Raw genomic sequence first — 17,606 nt, 5'->3', positions numbered from 1 at the left:
GGCGCGTGATTGCAGTCGAGGTCGGTGCTAAAGCATCAGAAATAAGCCGAATGGCGACTGCTTTTGAACATGAAGATTTGAATCGCGCATTGAAGCTTTAACAAATCACGACCCGGCCGTTTGTATTAGCTGGGCTTGAAGGTAAAAACTTGACCTCTTGAACGCAAACCGATTTGGATACGAAATGGCAAAAAGCCTCACTCTTTGGAAGATTAATATATTGATTTATAACGAAAAATGGTGGAGCCAAGGGGAGTCGAACCCCTGACCTCTTGAATGCCATTCAAGCGCTCTACCAACTGAGCTATGGCCCCATCTGGTTTGGAAATTTAGTCCAAACGGATCGAGTTGTGGGCTCCACCGAACCCACAAGAGGGCCGCGTATAGACGTCTCGGCGGAGGGGATCAAGACGGGCGTCGCAGCGGCGCTGCAGCAGGCGATATCAGCCGTCTCTTCCATCCAGCTTTTCTTGTCAAACAAGGGGCTGGAAACGCAAAAGGCCCGCCTTCACCACGGATAGCGGCGAGGGCGGGCCTTTTTATCGTGTTGCGCGCCCAAGGCTGGCGCGGGCTTTACGCCTTAGCGGGGGTCGATGTCATCATCGTCTGGACCTGGGATGTCGCCCAGATCGTCGTCGATGAGGTCTTCGTCATCTTCCAGGAAGGGCACTTCATCGTCGCCGGCTGTTGGATCATCATCATCCAACTCTTGCTCGGAGAAGCCTTCGGGCACGTCTGCGCCGCCGGTGCCTTGATTGATCGGGTCAGATTCTTCATCGTCATCGAGTTCGAGTGGCGCTTGGTCAACCGCAGATGCATCAAGCTCTGCTGTGACTTCTTCATGCTCCATTTCGTCCTCGTCCATATCGGGATCGATGACTTTTGCGGGTGCATCTTCGTCGTCTTCTTCCGCGGCTGCAGCCAACTTGGGGTCAAACGCGGTCAGACGTGCTTTGGCGCGACGGGCTTTGACGGCCTCATCATCGGGATCAAACACATTGGAACACTTTGGGCACTCTGCAGGCCGTTTGTGTAAGTCATAAAATTTTGCGCCGCAGGCGGGGCACAATTGTTTTTCGCCAAGGTCAATTTTAGGCACTGTTGGGGCTCCACTGGCCGATCGCCACATTGGGAAGGTAATCTAAGGGCGCAGCGCTTGCCACGTTAGAGGGACGCTGTCAAAACCTATGCTGCAGTCCAATGTAATTAGGCGGAAGATTGGCTGCGCAACTGGCCCAAAACATCAAAAAAGGTTGGGAACGTCTTAGAGGTACAGGCCGGGTCCTCAATCGTAACCCCGTCATTGGCCAAACCCGCTATCGCCAGTGACATGGCCATGCGGTGGTCATCATAGGTCGCGACTTGAGCAGGTTTTAGTTTAGCGGGCCGGATCAACAGGCCGTCTTGGCGTTCATCCAGATCCGCACCCATGGCGCGCAATTGGGTGGCCATTGCTTTTACCCGGTCAGTCTCTTTCCAGCGCATATGCTCAACCCCCGTGATCAAGACGGGGCTGCACGCGTTGGAGGCGATGGCAGCAAGCGTGGGTGCCGTGTCGGAAATCGCATTCATATTGATTTCGAGGCCGTGGAGTTGGGCAGGACCAGTCACTGTTAGGCCAGCAGTGCTTTCCTCAACCGTCGCGCCCATCCCGGCTAAGGCATCGACAAATAAGGCATCTCCCTGCAGCGCTTGGCGCGAAAGCCCAGGAATGGTAACCCGCCCCCCGGTGACGGCGGCGGCGGCAAAGAAATAAGACGCGCTAGAGGCATCAGGCTCGACCGGATAGCGCGCCTTGGCTTGATAGGTTTGACCGGCTGCGACGCGCAGCCGCTGAGGCTCTGGCCGCTCGACGGTCACCCCCCAATCGGCCATCATGTCGATCGTCATCGCGATATAGGGTTCAGACACGATGGGGCCGGTCAGCACAAGGTCAGTGTCGGCTTTGGCAAAAGGGGCGACCATCAGGGCGGCGCTCACCTGTTGGCTAGAGCGCTGTGGGTCAAGTTCGAGGTGACCACCTGGCAGGCCAGAGCCCAGAAGACTCAAAGGGAAGTGGCCATGCATGCCCTCAAAGCTGATTTTGGCACCTTGGGCTTCTAACACATCCAAGAGCTCGCCCATGGGGCGCTTACGCATGGCGGCGACCCCGTCAAACCGGACAGGGGCAAGGCCAAGTGCACTCAAGGCCAGAAGAAAGCGTGCGGCGGTACCGGCATTGCCGACGAATAGGTCTGCCGCGCCACCCTTGGGTGCTGGCAATTGGCCGCCACAGCCTGCAACCGTGAAGGTCGATGTCGCTGGATCATGGGCGACTTTAAAGCCCAAAGCGTTCAGGCAGCTTGCAAAAATTCGGGTATCATCGCTGTCGAGTGCGCCAGTTAGGAGCGACTGGCCTTGTGCCAAGGCCGCCAACAGCAAGGCCCGATTGTTGATGCTCTTAGAGCCCGGTACCGTCACGGTGCCGCGGGCTGGGGCTTTGAAGCTGGGGATGAACAAGGTTTCCATCAGCGCTTCTTAAGGTCGGAGGCATACAAAATAAAGGCACATTGCGGCATGAGTGCTTTGATTTAGAGGGTATGTGCCAGTCCGGTTGCATTTGCTGTTTGGCAGTGACAGACAAGCTTGATAGGACCACGCCCGAAACCAGACACCCCAATTCCTAGTCAACGGGCACCCAATTCATGATTATCGCTGTCGATGGCCCCTTGGCTGCTGGAAAAGGTACAATCTCGAAGGCCTTAGCAGAGCTTTATGGCCTGCCCCATATGGACACAGGAAAGCTCTACCGGGGCGTGGCCTATCGTCTCCTATCTGCTGGTCAGGCACCCCAAGATGCCGACATCGCCGCCGAAGTCGCGAGGAACCTGTCGATGGGCGGGATTGAAGACGCTGACTTGCGCACGGCGCAGGTGGGCGCGGCGGCTTCTGTCGTGGCGGCCAATCAAGCGGTGCGGCAGGCTTTGTTCGACCTGCAACGCAATTTTGCCCTGCAGGCAGGTGGGGCGGTGCTCGATGGCCGCGATATTGGCACGGTGGTGTGCCCAGAAGCCGATGTAAAGCTCTATGTCTCGGCCAGCCCTGAAGAGCGCGCGCGCCGCCGCCAGATGGAACTGGAAGCACTCGGGGAAGTTATTTCCTTCGAGACGATGCTGGCGCAAACACTTGAACGCGACGCCCGCGATTCCGGGCGCGCAGATGCGCCTTTAAAGCCCGCTGAAGACTCCCACTTGCTCGATACGACTGGTCTGAGTATAGAGGCGGCTGTGGATAAAGCCCGATTGATCGTGGAACAGTTGCGTTTAGCCAAAAGCTAGGCAAGCTTTCCTCGAAATTCAAACAATCGTGTGATCTGCATTAAACATGCAAAAATGATGCGTTGTAAGACGTGAGGCCCGAAGGCCGCAGGACCTTTCGGGCAAGACCGCCGGAGCCAACCGGCAGGCCTGCTTTCATCTATTCGGAGACTGATACACACATGAGCGACACGCTCCTTAACCCGAGCCGGGACGATTTCTCGGCACTACTTGAAGAATCCTTTGGTGCCCGTGGTGGCTTGACCGAAGGCAAAGTCATTTCCGCAACCGTTGTTTCGATCGAAAACGATTTCGTTCTGGTCGACATTGGCTTGAAGACCGAAGGCCGCATTCCGGTGCGCGAATTTGGTCTTGAAGGTTCGTCCTTGAAGGTCAATGACACAGTTGAAGTTTACCTCGACCGGATTGAGAACGCGCTTGGTGAAGCCGTTGTCAGCCGCGAGAAGGCCCGCCGGGAAGAGGCTTGGGGCCGTCTTGAGAAGCTGTTTGCAACCGGTGAATCGGTTGATGGTGCGATCGTTGGCCGCGTGAAGGGTGGCTTCACGGTTGACCTCGGTGGCGCAAACGCCTTCTTGCCAGGTTCGCAAGTCGACATCCGCCCCGTGCGCGACGTCGGTCCATTGATGAACATTGTCCAGCCTTTCTGCATCCTGAAAATGGATCGCCCACGTGGTAACATCGTGGTATCGCGTCGTTCGATCCTCGAACTCGACCGCGCAGAAGCCCGTACCGAAATCGTTGCAGGTCTGGCCGAAGGCGAAATCCGCGATGGCGTTGTCAAGAACATCACCGATTACGGTGCGTTCGTGGACTTGGGCGGCGTCGATGGTCTGTTGCACGTCACCGATATGAGCTGGAAGCGTATCAGCCACCCAAGCCAAGTGCTGAACGTGGGCGACACGGTTCAAGTTCAAATCGTCAAGATCAATCCAGATACCCAGCGTATCTCCTTGGGCATGAAGCAATTGCTGTCAGATCCTTGGGATGGGGCAGAAGCCAAATATCCAGTTGGCGCGCGTTATTCGGGCGTCATCACCAACATCACCGATTATGGTGCGTTCGTGGAATTGGAATCTGGCGTTGAAGGCTTGGTCCACGTGTCCGAAATGTCTTGGACCAAAAAGACCTTGCATCCTTCCAAGATCGTCAACCCTGGCGATCCAGTCGACGTGATCGTGATCGATGTGGATGGCGACAAGCGCCGCATCTCGCTGGGCATGAAGCAAGCTCAACCCAACCCTTGGGACGCGTTTGTCACTGAATTCCCAGTTGGTTCGACCCTCACTGGTGAAATCAAGAACATCACCGAGTTTGGTCTGTTCGTGGGCGTCAATGAAGAGTTGGACGGCATGGTTCACATGTCGGACATCGACTGGAACCAAGCTGGCGAAGAAGCCATCAAGAACTACAAGCGCGGCGACATGGTCGAAGCCAAGGTTCTTGATGTGGACGTTGAGAAAGAGCGTATCTCGCTCGGCATCAAGCAGGTCTCGTCTGATCCATTCGCAACTGAGACTTTGAAGCGCGGCCAAACCGTGACTTGCACCGTGACCGAAATTGCTTCGGGCGGTATCGAAGTCTCGATCGGTCCGGACAACATCATGAAAGCTTTTGTTCGCAAGTCGGACATCTCGCGTGATCGCGCAGAACAGCGTCCAGAGCGCTATGCTGTTGGTGACCGCGTGGATGCCGTCGTAACGGCAATCGACAAAGCAACGCGTAAAGTCTCGGTTTCGATCAAGGCTCTTGAAATGGCTGAAGAAAAAGAAGCCATTAGCCAATTTGGATCGTCCGATTCCGGCGCATCTTTGGGCGATATCCTTGGCGCAGCGCTGCGTCAAAAGGAACAAAACGACTAAAGTTGATTGCGGTGGTCTAAGAACACCCCAAACAAATACAGCTTTAAAGAAAGGCCAGAGCATCGCTCTGGCCTTTTTTTCTTTTCGGTCAAAGACAAATTTCCTTAAGAAGGCTTGCGCGCGGGTGGTTTTTTGCTGTTATATGGCGGTAATAGAGTTTAACTGAGGAACAGACCCATATGTTGCGATCTGAACTTGTTGCTAAATTAGCTACCGAGAATCCGCATCTATTTCATGGGGATGTCGAGCGCGTGGTCGATACCGTTCTCGAAGAGATCACCAAAGCATTGGAAAGTGGCGACCGCGTTGAATTGCGCGGGTTCGGAGCATTTTCGGTTCGCTCTCGCGGGGCACGTCAGGGTCGCAACCCACGCACCGGTGAAGGCGTGGCCGTTGATGCCAAGCACGCACCTTTCTTCAAAGCTGGCAAGGAATTGCGCGCGCGCCTAAATGGCGGTGTCGATCCTGGCGAATAAGCGTTTGGCGCAGCCTTATTGGCGCGCTTGATTCTTTATCCAATAGATTTTTCCCTCGTCAACGCGCGGTGGACCCTTAAATTGGGTGCGCCGCGTTCGGCCAACAGTGCGTACAAGGACCTGAGTATGAGCATCGCCGATGAGTTCAAAGCCTTTATTGCTGGCGGAAACGTCATCGATCTCGCCGTCGGCGTCGTCATTGGTGCTGCTTTCGGCAAGATTGTTTCAGCCTTTGTCGACAAGGTGATTATGCCAGTTGTTGGGCTTTTGACCGGTGGGGTCGATCTGGCTGGCATGAAGATTGTGCTGCAGGCGGCCGATGAAGCCACAAAGAAAGCAGAAGTCGCGATCGGTTATGGCGATGTTCTGGCTGCGACTTTAAACTTCGTGATTGTCGGCTTTGTCCTTTTCTTGGTCGTGAAAGCCTATAATCGTGCTAAAGCGCGTGCGCCTGCCCCAGCAGGACCTGCTGGGCCAACACAAGAAGAGCTTTTGGCAGAGATCCGCGATCTCTTAATAAAATAAAGCTGAGGTCGAAAGCCCAATTGCGGCAGTGTACGCTTTTGCTTTGTGGCTGAACGCTCTACATGAGCACGCATGCGCCTTGCCCAAGCTAAAATTTGTGGATTGTCTGATCGCCAAACCGTCGGCGATGCCTTGGCCTGTGGCGCGGCATTTATCGGCTTTGTGACCTTTCCCAAAAGTCCCCGCCATATTCTGCCAACTGACGCCAAGCCGCTTGCGAAAATGGCAGCAGGGATGGCGCGGACAGTATCGGTTGTGGTTGATCCCGATGATGTGCTGCTAGACCAAGTTATAGCCGATTTGGGGCCAGACTTCTTGCAATTGCAAGGTGGGGAGAGCCCGGAGCGCTGTGCGGCCATTAAGGCGCGCGGTGTCGGTATCATCCGGGCCTTTGGTATCTCGCAGCGCGAAGACCTAGAGCAGACCAAACCCTATCTCGATGTCGTCGACTATCTCTTGTTTGACGCCAAAGCCCCAAAAGGGGCGACAAGACCCGGAGGCCTCGGCCAAGTGTTTGACTGGACAATCCTACAGGGGTTCCAAAGCCCTGTGCCGTGGTTTCTTTCGGGTGGCCTTAATCCTGAGAATATCGCAGAAGCCGTGCGGCAAACCGGTGCACCCTTGGTGGATGTCTCCTCTGGTGTTGAGCGCGCGCCGGGCTTAAAGGATAGCGCACGGATCGCCAGCTTCATGCAAGCTTTGAACGACTGAGAATGGATCACTAAACAAGATGGACGCACGTAATTCCTGGGGTTCTTATCCCGACGCGCAAGGCCGCTTTGGCCAATTTGGCGGTCGCTTTGTTGCTGAAACCCTAATGCCCAACATCTTGGCGCTGCAGCAAGCCTATGAAGACGCTAAAGCAGATCCAAGCTTCCAAGAAACCTTGGACGTTTTCTTGCGTGATTATGTTGGCCGTCCGAGTCCGCTCTATTTTGCTGAGCGTTTGACCGACCATTTCGGTGGGGCGAAAATCTACTTTAAGCGTGATGAACTCAATCACACCGGGGCGCACAAGATCAACAATTGCATGGGCCAGATTTTCTTGGCGATGCGGATGGGCAAGACACGTATTATTGCCGAAACTGGTGCCGGCCAACATGGCGTTGCCACAGCGACCGTCTGCGCTCGCTTTGGTCTGCCCTGCATCGTTTATATGGGCGCCACCGATGTGGAGCGGCAAAGCCCGAATGTATTCCGGATGAAGCTGTTGGGCGCGGAAGTCCGCCCCGTTGATGCCGGTACTGCGACGCTAAAAGATGCGATGAATGAAGCGCTGCGCGATTGGGTCACCAATGTGGACGATACCTTCTACATCATTGGTACAGTCGCGGGCCCACACCCCTATCCGCAATTGGTTCGCGACTTCCAATCTGTGATTGGGCGGGAAACCAAGCAGCAAATGTTGGAACGCGAAGGCCGGCTGCCAGATGCGTTGGTGGCGTGCATCGGTGGAGGTTCTAACGCCATTGGCCTGTTCCATCCTTTCCTCGAAGACGAAAGCGTCAAGATTTATGGCGTGGAAGCGGCTGGCCACGGCATTGAAACAGGCCAGCATGCGGCGGCTTTGACCGGCGGACGGCCTGGCGTTTTGCATGGTAATCGCACCTATCTTTTGCAGAATGACGATGGCCAGATCATTGACGCGCATTCGATCTCGGCGGGCCTTGACTATCCTGGCGTTGGCCCAGAACATGCGTTTTTGAAAGACACGGGCCGGGCGACCTATTTATCGGCGACCGATGATGAAGCACTTGAAGCCTTCCAGCTTTGTGCACGGCTTGAAGGAATTCTGCCAGCGCTGGAGCCTTCGCATGCCTTGGCCCGCGTCGGTGAGATTGCCAAGGATGTCGGCAAGGGAGGCATCGTGGTGATGAACCTTTGTGGCCGTGGAGATAAAGACATTTTCACCATCGCCAATGCTTTAGGGGCGAAGATCTAATGCCAGTTGGACGTCTTTCGAATGCCTTTGCGCGCGCTAAAGCCGAAAACCGTGCCGCCTTGGTTGCCTATGTCATGGCAGGGGATCCTTCCTTGGAGGTATGTGCCGCCATTCTAGACGCTTTACCTGGCGCAGGTGTCGATGTGATCGAGCTGGGTTTTCCGTTCACAGACCCGATGGCCGATGGCCCATCGATCCAGCGCGCTGGCATTCGCGCTCTGAAAAATGGTACGACCTTGCGCAAGACGATGGCACTTGTCAGCCAATTCCGTCAAAAACATCCTGAAACGCCCTTGATCGTGATGGGCTATCTCAACCCGGTTGAGACCATGGGCTATGACGCTTTTGCGCGCCATGCAGCCGAAGTGGGCATTGATGGGGCGATCATTGTAGATGCACCGCCCGAGGAAGATGCCGATTTGCGCGCTGCCATGCAGGCAAGTGATTTGGCACTCATCCGGCTTGCCACCCCAACGACCGATGCGAAGCGCTTGCCTGCCGTTGTCGCGGGCGTCAGTGGCTTTGTCTATTACGTCTCTGTCGCAGGTATCACGGGCGATAAGGCGATTGAAACCGCAGATATCGCCGAAGCTGTCGCCGCTGTTCGCAAAGCTTCCGGTCTTCCAGTTGCGGTCGGGTTTGGCATTAAGACGCCAGAAGCGGCTGCCCGCACGGCAAAGATCGCCGATGGCGTGGTGGTTGGCTCTGCCCTGGTTGACGTGATCGCCAGCGCGCACGAAACTGGCGGCGACGCTGCACAAGCAGCTGCCATGTTTTGTCAGTCCTTGTCGCACGCCATTGCGCAAGCCCGCTAGGAGCTACAGGTATGAACAGCTGGATCGACCGCATCCGCCCGGGCATAAATAAGCTTCTACAAAAGCGCGAAACACCTGATAATCTTTGGGTCAAAGATCCCGATAGCGGCGAAATGCTCTATCGCGTCGATCTGGAAAACAGCCAATGGGTGACGCCTTCAGGCCGCCACATGCGGATTGGACCTGAACTTCGCTTTCGCTATTTGTTCGATGGCGAAAGCTGGCTGGCGATCGACACGCCCAAAGTGGTGGAAGACCCGCTGAAGTTTAAAGATGACAAGCGCTATGTTGATCGTCTGAAAGATGCGCGCGCGAAGACGGGCCGCGACGATGCCATGGCGATTGGCTATGGCAAAGTCGGTGGCAGTCCTGCCGTTGCTTTGGTACAGGACTTTAGCTTCATGGGGGGCTCGCTTGGCATGGCCGCTGGCGAGTCGTTCATTAAGGCGGCTCACGAAGCGCTGGAGCGTAAGTGCCCGCTGATTTGCTTTACCGCTGCGGGTGGTGCGCGGATGCAGGAAGGCATTTTGTCCTTGATGCAGATGCCGCGCACGACCTTGGCAATTGACGCACTGCGCCGTGCAGGCTTGCCCTATATTGTTGTGCTGACGGACCCCACGACAGGCGGCGTCACAGCCAGTTATGCGATGCTGGGTGATATTCATATTGCAGAGCCCGGCGCTTTGATCGGCTTTGCCGGACAGCGCGTGATTGAGCAAACCATTCGCCAAAAATTGCCACCGGGCTTCCAACGGTCCGAGTATCTGTTAGAGCATGGCATGGTGGACATCGTGGTCGACCGGCGTGAACTCAAAGCCACTTTGGCGCGCATTTTGGGTTTGTTGCGGGCTTAGTCGGCTTGCGGATGGATCCGATTAATTGATATAGAAATATATCATTTGAATGGATCGACGCCGAAGTGGACCTAGCCCTTTTCACGCTCTTGCATCTTTTGGTCTTCGTCTATTGGTTAGGCGGCGATTTGGGTGTGTTTTATAGTTCCACCATTCTGACCAATGTGAAGCAATCCCCAGCGGCGCGCGTGGCAGCCGCGCAAGTTCTAGCGCAAGTCGATATGGCCCCGCGCACCGCGATGATCCTCACCTTGCCAACGGGTCTGACCTTGGCGGCCCTAAAAGGATGGCTCGTGCTAGGGCCTGTAAGTCTTGCCTTAACTTGGGTTGCTAGCCTTATCTGGCTCGCGCTAGCTTGGGTGCTGCATGTCCGGCATCTAAGCCCAGCATCGATATTTCGAAGAGCTGACCTTGTCATTCGGTGGGCGATTATCGTGGCCTTAGCCGTGCTGGCGCTGAACCTCTGGCCCGATACACCCGGCTTGCCTCTCTTCCTGAAGCTCAAGTGCGCGATCCTTGCCGCCACGATCCTCTGTGGTCTGTTGATCCGCCGCGCCTTGGTCCGGTTTGGGCCAGCCTTTGGTCGGCTTGTGCAAGAAGGCGCAAGCCCAGAAACCGACGCAGAGATTGCCCGCGCTCTAGATGAAAGCCGCCCGCTGGTGGTGACCATTTGGCTGCTCTTGCTGGTCGCAGCCTTTTTGGGCTTAGCTAAACCGCTATGAAGGATCCTGACCATGGCTGAACCCGCTCTCCACCACATGGCTTTAGCTGACCGTCTGGCACAGCTGATTGGGGCGGACTATGTCGCCCGCGACGAAGCCACATGCCGCGCTATGAGTGAGGATGTTTTCAGCCAAGGTGGTGTAGCGGGTCTGGTTGTGGCGCCGGCCAATCTCGATGAATTGTCGCAGGTTTTAGAGGCGGCCCATCAGGCGGGAGCAATCATCGTACCGCGCGGTGGTGGCATGAGCTATACGTCTGGCTTTGTTACCGAAGAGGCTGGTGCTGTGGTTATCGATATGCGGCGGATGGATCAAATCCTTTCGGTCAGCGCCGAAGACATGCTCGTGACTGTGCAGGCCGGGGCCACTTGGGCCTCTTTGCAGGCGGCCTTGACGCCACTTGGCCTGCGGACCCCGTTCTGGGGCCCATTGTCGGGCCTTAGCTCCACCATTGGCGGTGGTCTATCCCAACTGAACGCCTTCTTTGGCGCGGGTATCTGGGGAACGACGTCGGAGAGCGTCACGTGTCTGACGGTGGTTCTGGCTGACGGCAGCATTTTGCGAACTGGCAGCGCGGGGACGACCGGCGGTAGCCCATTCTTCAAACACTATGGACCGGACCTCGCCGGTCTTTTCTGCGGCGATTGCGGCGCGCTAGGCATCAAGGCAGAAATCACCTTGCGTCTGATACCGGCCCCGGCACACGAGGCGCATTTGAGCTTTGCCATGCCTGATTTGGCTTCAACGGCGCGCGCCACGGCCGCAGTCGCGCGCACCAATCTCGCCTGCGAGGTTTGCGCCTTTGATCCTAGTTTAGCCAAGATCCGTATGCGGCGCGCCAGTCTGCTGCAGGATGTGAAGACCTTGGCCGCCGTCATGGGTGCACAAAAGAACGTATTTGAAGGCGTGAAACAGGGGGCCAAAATGGCCTTGGCTGGGCGCGGTTTCATGGATGATGCAGGCTATACCGTGCACCTAATTACCGAAGGTGCTTCCGCCGCCCAAGTCGAGGACGCCGCCCGCACGTTGCGCGACCTAATGAAGGGACAAGGTGGCCGCGAGATTGAGAATACCATTCCAAAGGCGATGCGCGCGGCACCCTTTACCCCTCTAAACAATATCCTTGGCCCCGATGGTGAACGCTGGGTGCCCATCCATGGCATTGTGCCTTTGTCGCAAGGCGAGGCCTGCTGGCAGGAATTGGATAATTTGTTTGGGTCTTTTGGTCCCGCGTTTGAGGCCAGAGGCATGACGAGCGGCTATCTGGTGACAACCCTCAGCACCAATGGCTTTTTGATTGAGCCTGTCTTTTTCTGGCCAGATGCCCGCTATGGCATTCATGAAACCACGCTGGAGCCGTCTTACCTCGCTAAGGTGCCAAAACTGCCAGCAAATGCTGACAATGCGGCCTTGGTCGATGAACTCCGCGGGAAGATTCTCGACATTTTCGAACGTTTTGGCGCGACGCACTTCCAAATCGGCCGCACCTATCGGTATGCGCAAACCCGCGAGCCAGTCACGTTGGCGCTTCTCAAGGCGATCAAGGCCCATCTTGATCCTGATCATCGCATGAATCCCGGGGTATTAGGCCTATGAGCACGCGCGACCTTGCCGTTAAAAACCCGCGCACGGGCGAAGTGGACTTCACGCTTGAGGCTGCAGACGCCAAAGCGGTTCAAGCACTGGCATCGCGTGCCCGTTCTGCGCAGCCAACTTGGCAGGCCTTGGGGCTGGAGGGGCGGGCTCAAGCGCTTCTGGCACTGCAGGCGGCCATTATCCGCCACTTTGACGCCATTCACGCCGCACTGGCAGAGGATACAGGGCGGAGCAAGATTGCCCGGCGCGAGATTGAAGGCGCGTTGGCGAGCCTTGGGGGCTGGGCTGCTCAAGCACCGCATTTGTTGCCGACCACATGGACGGATGGCCGCTTTGACCCGCGCATGGCCCATGCGCCGCAATGGGTTCCCTATGGGCTGGTAGGCGTGATCAGCCCGTGGAATTTTCCTGTGACTTTATCGATGATCGATACCATCCCGGCGCTTCTGGCGGGGTGTAGCGTCATCATTAAACCCTCGGAAGTCACGCCGCGTTTTGTAATGCCCTTACAGGCGGCCATCGCTGAAGTCCCTGCTCTCGATGGCGTCCTTCAGCTGGTTCTGGGGGATGGGGGAACGGGCATCGCCTTGATCGATGTGGTCGATGCCATTTGTTTTACCGGTTCTGTGGCCACTGGCAAAAAGGTTGCCGTCCAAGCCGCAGGCCGCTTGATCGCGTCCTTCTTGGAATTGGGCGGCAAGGACCCACTAATCATCACAGAAACAGCCGACCTAGATCGTGCTGCCACCGCGGCCTTGCGTGGGTCAGTTCTGTCGACAGGCCAAGCGTGCCAATCGATTGAGCGCATTTATGTCGCCCGGTCTCTTTATGAGGATTTTGTCGCGCGTTTGGTCGGGGCGGCCAAGGCGGCCCGCTTCAATCAGCCAGACCGGGATGTGGGCGAGATTGGTCCTATGATTTTTGGCAAACAGGCCGAGACCATTGCCGCTCAATTGGCCGATGCTGTTGCCAAGGGCGCGAAAATTCTCTCGGGCGGTGTGGTCGAGCATCATTTGGGCGGCGACTGGATTGCGCCAACGGTGGTGGTCGATGTGAACCACTCCATGGCCCTCATGCGCGAAGAGACCTTTGGTCCGGTCATGCCGGTTATGGCATTTGATACGGTGGAGGAGGCCATTCATTTGGCCAATGATAGCGAGTTTGGCTTATCAGCCGCCGTGATCGCGGGAACCTTGGCGGAGGCTGAAGCCATTGGTCGACAAATTGAGGCGGGGGCCATCAGCCTCAATGATGCTGCACTAACCAGCCAATTCTACGAAGCTGAAAAGCAAAGCTTCAAGGCAAGTGGGCTTGGTGGATCGCGCATGGGTCCTGCGGGCTTTCAGCGCTTCTGCCGCCGGAAAGCCTTGATCGCCAATAGGGGTGACGTGACGCCCTTGAGTGCTTATTCTGAAGAGACCTGAAGTCGCTACCCATCAAAAAAGGAAACACCCCATGCAAGACCCCGTTGTTATCGTCGGTTTGGCCCGCACGCCTATGGGCGGCCTTTTGGGGGAGTTGAGCAGCTTTAGCGCCAATGAATTGGGTGCCGTTGCCGTCAAGGCCGCGATGGCCGAAGCAGGAATTGCTGGCGCAGATGTCGACTGGATTTTGATGGGCAATGTTCTGCCTGCTGGCCAAGGCCAAGCCCCCGCCCGGCAAGCAGCATTAAAGGCTGGCCTTCCTTTAAGCGTTGAGGCAACCACGCTCAACAAAATGTGCGGCTCTGGCATGCAGGCCACGATCATGGCGGCTAACGCCATCAAAGCGGGCGAAGCTAAGATCGTCATCGCCGGTGGGATGGAGAGCATGTCCAACGCTCCCCATTTGATGAAATCCCATCGCGGCGGTGTCAAATATGGCCATGACCGGATCTTCGATCATATGGCGTTGGACGGGCTCGAAGATGCCTTTGAAGGCAAGCCCATGGGCTTTTATGCAGACCAAGTGGCTGGTGAGTATCAATTCACCCGCGAGGCTCAAGACAATTATGCGTTGGAAACCTTGAAGCGCGCCCAAGCAGCAACGGCTTCAGGCGCATTCGCCCGGGAAATCGCCCCTGTCACCATCAGCGGACGCGGCGGTGACACCGTCGTTGACCGCGACGAGCTTCCTGCCAAGGCCCGCCCTGAAAAAATCCCCGGCCTCAAGCCTGCCTTCACCAAGGATGGCACGGTCACCGCTGCCAATGCCTCTGCTATTTCCGATGGCGCGTCTGCTCTCGTCCTGATGGCCAAGTCCGAGGCAGAAGCGAGGGGCCTGACGATTTTGGCGGAGATTGTATCGAGTGCCGCCCACGCCCATGAGCCAGCCTATTTCACCACTGCCCCCGTCAAAGCCATGCAAAAGGCTTTGGCTAAAGCGGGCTGGACTATTGGGGATGTTGATCTTGTGGAGATCAATGAAGCTTTCGCCATCGTGCCAATGATCGCCATGAAGGACCTTGGGATTCCTCATGAGAAGGTGAATGTGAATGGCGGGGCGTGTGCCTTGGGGCATCCAATTGGCTCCTCGGGATCGCGCATCATCGCGACCCTGATCGCTTCGATGGAAGCACGCGGTGCCAAACGTGGGCTCGCCAGCCTGTGCATTGGCGGCGGTGAGGCAACCGCCATCTGCCTTCAACGCACGTGACTCACTAAAAATCGCGCCGATCGGCTGGACAGAAGCGCCTTTGCGCGCTGATACTTGGGTATGATGACTCCACTGCGCTTTGGACTTTGTTTGGGATTGGGCCTGATTGCGGGATTAGCACCTCCTTTGGCTCTGACGGAGCAGGCGATGGCTCAAAGCTATGGCTATCAGCCTGCCAATCCGCGCGCCATCCAAGAAAGACGTGAGCGAGAGGCTGCGCAGAAGGGCAGCGTGATCGTAACCGAGCCCTATGGACCATCTGAGACATTGCGGCAGACCCGCGCCATGACCAGTGCGCTGGCTCGACTAAAGCCAGAGCGCAAAGGCGTTGTTGATGTCTATGTGGTTGCCATTGGCCTCGATAGCGATGGCGTGTTTGGTCGCGAAACGGCTGAAACGGCCCGCGTGCTTGCCAGTCGCTATGACGCCGAAGGACGTGTGATCGTTATGGCCAATGGCAAGGGGGCGTCAGGCTCTGCAACCGACCCCGTCGTGCCAGATGGCAGCCCGGATCATCTGGCGCAAGCGCTAGGCCATGTGGCCGAGGTGATGAACAAGCAAGAAGACGTGTTGGCACTGTTCATCACGACGCACGGTCATTGGAATACAGGGCTGAATTACCGCGATGGCGATCGCGCTGGTGGCAATATCGCTCCGACACGCTTAGCCGCGCTCCTCAATGAAGCCGGTTTCAAGAACCGGCTTGTTATCCTATCAGCCTGCTACTCCGGTATCTTTGTACCGGCCTTGCAAAACGAATCGACCATCATTTTGACAGCAGCATCGGCGCAGAAGCCTTCCTTTGGCTGCCGTGCAGAGAATGATTGGACCTTTTTTGGCGACGCCTTGATCAACCAAGCTCTGCGCCAGCCGATCCCTTTGCCTGATGCCTTTGCACAGGCCCGGTCCTTGATCACGAAATGGGAAGTGGCGTCACGGCTTGATCCATCTAACCCGCAGATTGACCTCGGCCCGCAAGCCATTGCTTGGATGGATAAAATCGATGCAAAGGTTCCCAAGGTCGCGGGCCAGCCCAAGGGCATGCCCGCCTTTGGGACTCCACCCCCGCCGCCAGAGCGGTCAAAGCCTGCACCGCTTTTGACTAAGCCTTGATCGGCCTTAGGCAGCTGGGAGAGCTAGGCTGCTAATCAGCCAGCGCTCGCCATCGGACTGAACAGCCAATCGGGTCAGACCACGTCCTTGACCCGGCCCTCCCAAACAAGCACCGCTGCGCGAATCAAACACCGCCATATGGGCGGCGCAGATCAGGCCACCCGCTTCGGTTGTCAGAAACCTGCCGTCAAACGTGTCTAGAGGCCAGCCGGCATGAGGGCAGCGGTTCTCGAAGGCGGTTACCTTATCCCCACGTCGGATCACGATGATGCGTCTTTGGGCGCGCCCTTCCGTTATGTCTAGCCCGAGGATTTGACCGTCTGACAGCTCCCATTTTCGCAATGACGCTAACGGCGGATTAAGTGTCTCTGGACTATGGTTCGGCGGTGTTGGCACTGGAGTCAGTGGGTCCGCACAAGAGGAAGCGTTATGTTGAACGACATTGTGAGTTTGCCCTTCGTCTATCCAGCCGTCTGGCTTCTGATTTGCGCCTGCTTGTTCGGCTTCCTGCAAAGTCTTTTCCCTCTTGATCCAACGCCCCGCCCGATCCGACGCGATATTTGGATGGATATTGGCTATTGGATGCTGGGCCCTGCCGTTTATGCTTGGATCGGCGGACTCTTCATCATTGCTGGCTATGTTATCTTGTTTGGTGGTAATATGGATGCTGCGGTCGAATGGAGCAAGACTGGTGCGCCGTGGTTGGCGGGCTGGCCGTTGTGGCTGCAGGCGCTAGGTGTACTGATCGTCACCGATATATCGCTCTATTGGACGCACCGCCTGTTTCACTCCAATGCCTTGTGGCGCTACCATGCGATCCATCATGCGCCGGAAACACTCGACTGGCTACATTCTGTACGCTTTCATCCGATTAATCTGATCTTCCACAGCATTTTCGCCAATGCAGTGGCGCTTTGGATGGGATTCCCACCTGCTTCTATTGCCTTCCTCGCGCCGTTTAACGTGCTTTACTCCACCATGGTCCATGCCAATTTGAACTGGACGTTTGGGCCCTTCCGACATGTGTTTGCAAGCCCGGTGTTCCACCGTTGGCACCATACAGGTGCGGATGAAGGCGGGTCCAAGAATTTCGCCGCGACGTTTTCGTTCTTGGACCATATGTTTGGCACCTTCTATATGCCGAAGGACCAAAAGCCGATGAATCTGGGCCTGACAGATCGGGATATGCCATCCAATTTATTGGGTCAGTGGCTTTACCCCCTTATGCCTTCTGAGCGGCAACAGACCGAAAATGCGTCGCCTAAACCTACGAGCGTCCAATAAGGCGTTGCGCCATCCGGTCTGCAACCACGTCTGGCGTTAGACCTTCATCGGCTGCTTCTTCGAAGATTTGCTCAAGCGTCTTCGGCACCCGCTGAATGTGCTCGATCACTCTGGCGGCATCGTAATTGCCCGACACTTCATAGGCGACATTGATGATGCCCCCAGCATTAACGACATAATCAGGCCCATAGAGAATTCCGCGCTCTGCCAGCGCAAGGCCGTGGCGCGGCTCTGCCAATTGATTATTGGCTGCCCCGCATACAATTTTGGTGCGTAGGGCGGGGATCGTCGCGTCATTGAGAATAGCGCCCAGAGCACAGGGGGCCAGAACGTCCACGTCTGCGAAGAGAATATCTTCTACACTTACAACCTGCCCGCCTGCTGCTGCCGCCGCTGCTTGGGCGCGGGCTGGGTCAACATCGGCAACCAACACATCTGCGCCTTCTTGGCCCAACTGGCGTGCGAGTTC

18 protein-coding genes and 1 tRNA gene are annotated in these 17,606 nt (G+C 56.5%); 14 read left to right on the top strand and 5 right to left on the bottom strand.

Annotated elements, in window-relative coordinates:
* Positions 1–238 precede the first annotated feature (238 nt).
* The 3 genes from ACIQ20_RS12995 to aroA all read right to left on the bottom strand — a co-directional run bounded on the left by ACIQ20_RS12995 (position 239) and on the right by aroA (position 2,508).
* A tRNA-Ala gene (locus tag ACIQ20_RS12995) sits at positions 239–314 on the bottom strand.
* Between the two features lie 266 nt (positions 315–580).
* Positions 581–1,129 carry a TIGR02300 family protein gene (locus ACIQ20_RS12990; RefSeq protein WP_395780942.1) on the bottom strand — a complete coding sequence of 183 codons (549 nt, stop codon included), beginning with the start codon at positions 1,127–1,129 and terminating at the stop codon, positions 581–583.
* Positions 1,130–1,206: 77 nt separating this feature from the next.
* Positions 1,207–2,508, bottom strand: coding sequence for a 3-phosphoshikimate 1-carboxyvinyltransferase (aroA, locus tag ACIQ20_RS12985; protein ID WP_395780940.1), 1,302 nt, complete (start codon positions 2,506–2,508; stop codon positions 1,207–1,209).
* Between the two features lie 176 nt (positions 2,509–2,684).
* Between aroA and cmk the strand changes: the two genes are divergently transcribed.
* The 13 genes from cmk (at position 2,685) to ACIQ20_RS12920 (ending at position 15,853) form a co-directional block, all read left to right on the top strand.
* Positions 2,685–3,317, top strand: coding sequence for a (d)CMP kinase (cmk, locus tag ACIQ20_RS12980; RefSeq protein ID WP_395780938.1), 633 nt, complete (start codon positions 2,685–2,687; stop codon positions 3,315–3,317).
* Between the two features lie 161 nt (positions 3,318–3,478).
* On the top strand, positions 3,479–5,176 hold the full coding sequence (gene rpsA / locus ACIQ20_RS12975; RefSeq protein ID WP_395780936.1) for a 30S ribosomal protein S1: 1,698 nt from the start codon (positions 3,479–3,481) through the stop codon (positions 5,174–5,176).
* 179 nt (positions 5,177–5,355) lie between these two features.
* The gene (ihfB, locus tag ACIQ20_RS12970) at positions 5,356–5,652 is read left to right on the top strand and encodes an integration host factor subunit beta (RefSeq protein WP_346381284.1); all 297 of its coding nucleotides are present in this window, start codon (positions 5,356–5,358) and stop codon (positions 5,650–5,652) included.
* Positions 5,653–5,778: 126 nt separating this feature from the next.
* The gene (mscL, locus tag ACIQ20_RS12965; RefSeq protein ID WP_395780934.1) at positions 5,779–6,177 is read left to right on the top strand and encodes a large-conductance mechanosensitive channel protein MscL; all 399 of its coding nucleotides are present in this window, start codon (positions 5,779–5,781) and stop codon (positions 6,175–6,177) included.
* A 72-nt stretch (positions 6,178–6,249) separates the two neighbouring features.
* Entirely contained in the window at positions 6,250–6,888 is a 639-nt protein-coding gene (locus tag ACIQ20_RS12960) for a phosphoribosylanthranilate isomerase (protein WP_395780932.1), read from the top strand.
* Between the two features lie 19 nt (positions 6,889–6,907).
* Entirely contained in the window at positions 6,908–8,119 is a 1,212-nt protein-coding gene (trpB, locus tag ACIQ20_RS12955; protein WP_395780930.1) for a tryptophan synthase subunit beta, read from the top strand.
* Positions 8,119–8,934 carry a tryptophan synthase subunit alpha gene (trpA, locus tag ACIQ20_RS12950; RefSeq protein ID WP_395780928.1) on the top strand — a complete coding sequence of 272 codons (816 nt, stop codon included), beginning with the start codon at positions 8,119–8,121 and terminating at the stop codon, positions 8,932–8,934. Before trpB ends, trpA begins: the two co-directional genes overlap by 1 nt.
* An 11-nt stretch (positions 8,935–8,945) precedes the next feature.
* Entirely contained in the window at positions 8,946–9,788 is an 843-nt protein-coding gene (accD, locus tag ACIQ20_RS12945) for an acetyl-CoA carboxylase, carboxyltransferase subunit beta (protein WP_395780926.1), read from the top strand.
* Between the two features lie 65 nt (positions 9,789–9,853).
* The gene (locus tag ACIQ20_RS12940) at positions 9,854–10,510 is read left to right on the top strand and encodes a hypothetical protein (RefSeq protein ID WP_395780924.1); all 657 of its coding nucleotides are present in this window, start codon (positions 9,854–9,856) and stop codon (positions 10,508–10,510) included.
* A gap of 12 nt (positions 10,511–10,522) precedes the next feature.
* The gene (locus tag ACIQ20_RS12935; RefSeq protein ID WP_395780922.1) at positions 10,523–12,106 is read left to right on the top strand and encodes an FAD-binding oxidoreductase; all 1,584 of its coding nucleotides are present in this window, start codon (positions 10,523–10,525) and stop codon (positions 12,104–12,106) included.
* On the top strand, positions 12,103–13,530 hold the full coding sequence (locus ACIQ20_RS12930; protein ID WP_395780920.1) for an aldehyde dehydrogenase family protein: 1,428 nt from the start codon (positions 12,103–12,105) through the stop codon (positions 13,528–13,530). The genes ACIQ20_RS12935 and ACIQ20_RS12930 overlap by 4 nt, the downstream gene beginning before the upstream one ends.
* A gap of 31 nt (positions 13,531–13,561) precedes the next feature.
* On the top strand, positions 13,562–14,740 hold the full coding sequence (locus ACIQ20_RS12925) for a thiolase family protein (protein ID WP_395780918.1): 1,179 nt from the start codon (positions 13,562–13,564) through the stop codon (positions 14,738–14,740).
* Positions 14,741–14,800: 60 nt separating this feature from the next.
* A complete protein-coding gene (locus ACIQ20_RS12920; protein ID WP_395780916.1) occupies positions 14,801–15,853 on the top strand; it encodes a C13 family peptidase in 1,053 nt (350 codons plus the stop codon).
* A gap of 6 nt (positions 15,854–15,859) precedes the next feature.
* Here the strand turns inward: ACIQ20_RS12920 and ACIQ20_RS12915 are convergent, their stop codons facing one another.
* Entirely contained in the window at positions 15,860–16,249 is a 390-nt protein-coding gene (locus ACIQ20_RS12915; protein WP_395780914.1) for a Rieske (2Fe-2S) protein, read from the bottom strand.
* A 33-nt stretch (positions 16,250–16,282) separates the two neighbouring features.
* Here ACIQ20_RS12915 and ACIQ20_RS12910 point away from each other — a divergent pair, with 33 nt between their 5' ends.
* On the top strand, positions 16,283–17,137 hold the full coding sequence (locus tag ACIQ20_RS12910; protein WP_395780912.1) for a sterol desaturase family protein: 855 nt from the start codon (positions 16,283–16,285) through the stop codon (positions 17,135–17,137).
* Here ACIQ20_RS12910 and ACIQ20_RS12905 read toward each other — a convergent pair.
* Positions 17,121–17,606 (bottom strand): Glu/Leu/Phe/Val dehydrogenase family protein (locus tag ACIQ20_RS12905; protein WP_395780910.1); only part of this gene is annotated, 486 nt, incomplete at its 5' end. The genes ACIQ20_RS12910 and ACIQ20_RS12905 overlap by 17 nt on opposite strands.

Origin of the sequence: Aquidulcibacter sp. (assembly GCF_044346625.1) — a bacterium.
Taxonomy (GTDB): domain Bacteria; phylum Pseudomonadota; class Alphaproteobacteria; order Caulobacterales; family Aquidulcibacteraceae; genus Aquidulcibacter.
Note: the sequence above shows the minus strand (reverse complement) of the source record. Positions and strands in the feature narration are given on the sequence as shown.

Coding starts and splice junctions, on each gene's coding strand:
- ACIQ20_RS12990 (WP_395780942.1), bottom strand. CDS start 1,129: ATGTGGCGATCGGCCAGTGGAGCCCCAACAGTGCCTAAAATTGACCTT.
- aroA (WP_395780940.1), bottom strand. CDS start 2,508: ATGGAAACCTTGTTCATCCCCAGCTTCAAAGCCCCAGCCCGCGGCACC.
- cmk (WP_395780938.1), top strand. CDS start 2,685: ATGATTATCGCTGTCGATGGCCCCTTGGCTGCTGGAAAAGGTACAATC.
- rpsA (WP_395780936.1), top strand. CDS start 3,479: ATGAGCGACACGCTCCTTAACCCGAGCCGGGACGATTTCTCGGCACTA.
- ihfB (WP_346381284.1), top strand. CDS start 5,356: ATGTTGCGATCTGAACTTGTTGCTAAATTAGCTACCGAGAATCCGCAT.
- mscL (WP_395780934.1), top strand. CDS start 5,779: ATGAGCATCGCCGATGAGTTCAAAGCCTTTATTGCTGGCGGAAACGTC.
- ACIQ20_RS12960 (WP_395780932.1), top strand. CDS start 6,250: ATGCGCCTTGCCCAAGCTAAAATTTGTGGATTGTCTGATCGCCAAACC.
- trpB (WP_395780930.1), top strand. CDS start 6,908: ATGGACGCACGTAATTCCTGGGGTTCTTATCCCGACGCGCAAGGCCGC.
- trpA (WP_395780928.1), top strand. CDS start 8,119: ATGCCAGTTGGACGTCTTTCGAATGCCTTTGCGCGCGCTAAAGCCGAA.
- accD (WP_395780926.1), top strand. CDS start 8,946: ATGAACAGCTGGATCGACCGCATCCGCCCGGGCATAAATAAGCTTCTA.
- ACIQ20_RS12935 (WP_395780922.1), top strand. CDS start 10,523: ATGGCTGAACCCGCTCTCCACCACATGGCTTTAGCTGACCGTCTGGCA.
- ACIQ20_RS12930 (WP_395780920.1), top strand. CDS start 12,103: ATGAGCACGCGCGACCTTGCCGTTAAAAACCCGCGCACGGGCGAAGTG.
- ACIQ20_RS12925 (WP_395780918.1), top strand. CDS start 13,562: ATGCAAGACCCCGTTGTTATCGTCGGTTTGGCCCGCACGCCTATGGGC.
- ACIQ20_RS12920 (WP_395780916.1), top strand. CDS start 14,801: ATGATGACTCCACTGCGCTTTGGACTTTGTTTGGGATTGGGCCTGATT.
- ACIQ20_RS12910 (WP_395780912.1), top strand. CDS start 16,283: ATGTTGAACGACATTGTGAGTTTGCCCTTCGTCTATCCAGCCGTCTGG.